The sequence below is a fragment of the Pseudorhodoplanes sp. genome (assembly GCF_035565855.1).
GTDB lineage: Bacteria > Pseudomonadota > Alphaproteobacteria > Rhizobiales > Xanthobacteraceae > Pseudorhodoplanes.
Genome location: NZ_DATMRX010000150.1, coordinates 1 through 2,665, shown reverse-complemented (window position 1 = coordinate 2,665; position 2,665 = coordinate 1). Strand labels below are relative to the sequence as shown.

3 protein-coding genes and 1 riboswitch are annotated in these 2,665 nt (G+C 65.8%); all 3 genes read right to left on the bottom strand.

The window, feature by feature from the left end:
- The coding region (cobW, locus tag VN004_RS08370; RefSeq protein WP_325608878.1) for a cobalamin biosynthesis protein CobW at positions 1–943 on the bottom strand (943 nt) is incomplete at its 3' end.
- The gene (locus tag VN004_RS08365; protein WP_325608876.1) at positions 940–1,359 is read right to left on the bottom strand and encodes a DUF1636 family protein; all 420 of its coding nucleotides are present in this window, start codon (positions 1,357–1,359) and stop codon (positions 940–942) included. The genes cobW and VN004_RS08365, both read right to left, overlap by 4 nt.
- A gap of 37 nt (positions 1,360–1,396) precedes the next feature.
- Positions 1,397–1,598, bottom strand: a riboswitch (cobalamin riboswitch).
- 16 nt (positions 1,599–1,614) lie between these two features.
- Positions 1,615–2,665, bottom strand: a 1,051-nt coding sequence (locus VN004_RS08360) for a winged helix-turn-helix domain-containing protein (RefSeq protein ID WP_325608874.1), incomplete at its 5' end; no start/stop codon positions are given.

The window sequence follows — 2,665 nt, the reverse complement described above, 5'->3', positions numbered from 1 at the left end:
CGCGATCATAATAATGATTGACGCGCGGACCAACAGCCTGAACCAGCAGGCGCATCGGCTTGCCCGCCACCTCCACGAAACCCTTGACGCGCAGCACGTCCTGCTGCTCGGCGGCGGCGGCGATGCGGCGGGCGAGGTCCTCGGGATCGGTGACGGAAGCGACGTCCACGATGAAAGTGTCGAAATCGTCGTGCTCGTGATCGCCCACGCCGTCATGATGCGACTTGCGGTTTTCGATGTCGTCCTCGACGGCGAGGCCGAGGCCGAGCAGGATAGACGGATCGACCTTGCCGTGCTCGGACGGGACCACCTTCACCGCAGGCCCGATATGGGCGTCCACGATCCTGCGGGCGCGATCCGCGCCAGCTTCGTCGAGCAGGTCGTTCTTGGACAGGATGATGAGGTCGGCGCAGGCCACCTGATCCTCGAAGACTTCTTCGATCGGGTCGTCATGGTCGAGCGACTCGTCCTCTGCGCGCTGGGCGGCAAGCGCGTCCATGTCGGAGGCGACCTTGCCCTCGGCAAGGGCCGGGCCATCGACCACGGCAATGACGCCGTCCACAGTGACGCGGCTTTTCACCGTCGGCCACTGGAAGGCCTGCACCAGCGGCTTGGGCAAAGCGAGGCCGGAGGTTTCGATCAGGATGTGGTCGACCTTAGGCGTGCGCGACAGGATCTGGTCGAGCGCCGGCACGAAATCGTCGGCAACCGTGCAGCAGATGCAGCCATTGGCCAGTTCGACGATGTTTTCCTCGGGGCAGGTGTCGATGCCGCAGCCTTTCAGGATTTCGCCATCGACGCCGACATCGCCGAATTCGTTGACGATGAGGGCGAGGCGCTTGCCTGCGGATTGTTCGAGCAGGTTGCGGATCAGCGTGGTCTTGCCGGCGCCGAGGAAGCCGGTGACGACGGTGCAGGGCACGCGGGTAGCGTTTGCGGTCATGATTGGTCCTTCAGAAGGGTGAGGGGAGGAATGCGCGCGACAAGGCCGCGCTTGAGCGAATCGGGGCGGCCGCGCCACGGAATTTTTCCGTCCCCGGCGCTGGCCAGCTGGCAGGCGCCGGTCACCAGATCGGCGCCGCTGTCCTCGGCGAGATCGCCGAAGACGTAGCTCCAGGCCCCGTCGTGCAGGATGGAGGCGCTGAGGCGGCGCTTGCAGTTGCCGAGGCATTCCACCGTGCGCACCTCGACTGGCTGGCCGGCGGCGGCTCGGCGCGTGTTTTCGGCCAGCTTCTCACCGGCGCGCGGATGCGCATCCGAGCCGCTGGCGTCGCGGCAGGAAATGCAGACGATGATCGTGGTGTCGCTGGTCCGGTTGCCGGACTGGCCGGTTTCGCAGGCGGCGGGATTGCGGTCCAAAATACGCTCCTTGCCCGGGACACCCGCCAGGCTTGCGGCTTTTCTCGTTCAGACGGCAGGTCTCCTGGCTTGCGGGTCATCGCCCTGATGCCGCCTTCCCGGGGATGACCCAGTGGCTGCCGGCAAGGGCTCGTCGCTTACAGTTGCGGGCACAGCCGCGGAGTCGGGAAAAATCCCTCACCGCGTTCCCTCTTAGCTCCCCTTCTTTGAAAAAGGAGACCGTCGCGGGGATTTAGGCTTGGGCGGGTCGCACTGTCAACGCGCGGCGATGGCGGCCAGCGCAGGTCCGAGGCTGCCGGCCGGGGTGATTTCCATGCGATCGAGTTGCAGCCACTGGCGCATCTGGTCCAGCTCTTCGCAAAGTGCGGCTGCGGTTTCGGGCGGTGCGTCGGGTTCGGCATAGGCGGCATGGACGCGCAGAATGCCGGCGGGTCGGTCCGCTTTCAGATCGACGCGTGCGACAATCCTGTCGCCCAGCAAAAAGGGCAGGACATAATAGCCATATTGCCGCTTTTCGGCCGGCGTGTAGATCTCGATCCGGTAGCGGAAGCCGAACAGGCTTTCGGTGCGGTCGCGTTCGAACACCAGCGGGTCGAAGGGGGCGAGCAGTGCGTGGGCCTCGATCCTGCGCGGCAGGCGCGCGTCGCGGTGCAGATAGGCTTGCTTGCCCCATCCTTTGACGGTGACGGGAATCAATTCCCCTTCCTCGACAAGATCAGCGATGAGCGGTGCGGTCTCGGTCGCGGCAAGTCGAAAGTAATCGCGCAGGCAGGCGGCGGTGGCGATGCCATGGGCGCGCGCGGAAATGCGCAGCAATTCGCGCTGGGCATCCGCCGGAGAGGGAACCGGCAGGTCGAGGACTGCCCGGGGCAGAACGCGTTCCGGCAGATCGTAGACCCGCTCGAACCCGCGCCTGTGGGCGGTGGTGATTCTTCCCGCCCAGAACAGCCACTCAAAGGCCATCTTTGCTTCGCTCCAGCCCCACCAGCCGCCGGAGCCCTTGTGGCCGTCCATGTCGGAGGCGGCGAGCGGGCCGCGCGTTTCAACTTCGCGAAATATCTCCGCGATGAAATCCACGCGCTCGCGGCCGAACCTGGCCAGTCCGCGATACATCTCCTCGCCGCGCTCCGCCCGTTCCATGCGCCATCGCAGCAGCGGATAGGTCTCCAGCGGCAGCAGCGAGGCCTCATGCGCCCAGTATTCGAAAAGCTGGCGCTTCGCTCCCGGACGGGCCGCGTCGTCGAGCAGCGAAAGAGGGTAGGGGCCAAGCCGCGAATAGAGCGGCATGTAGTGCGCCCGCACAACG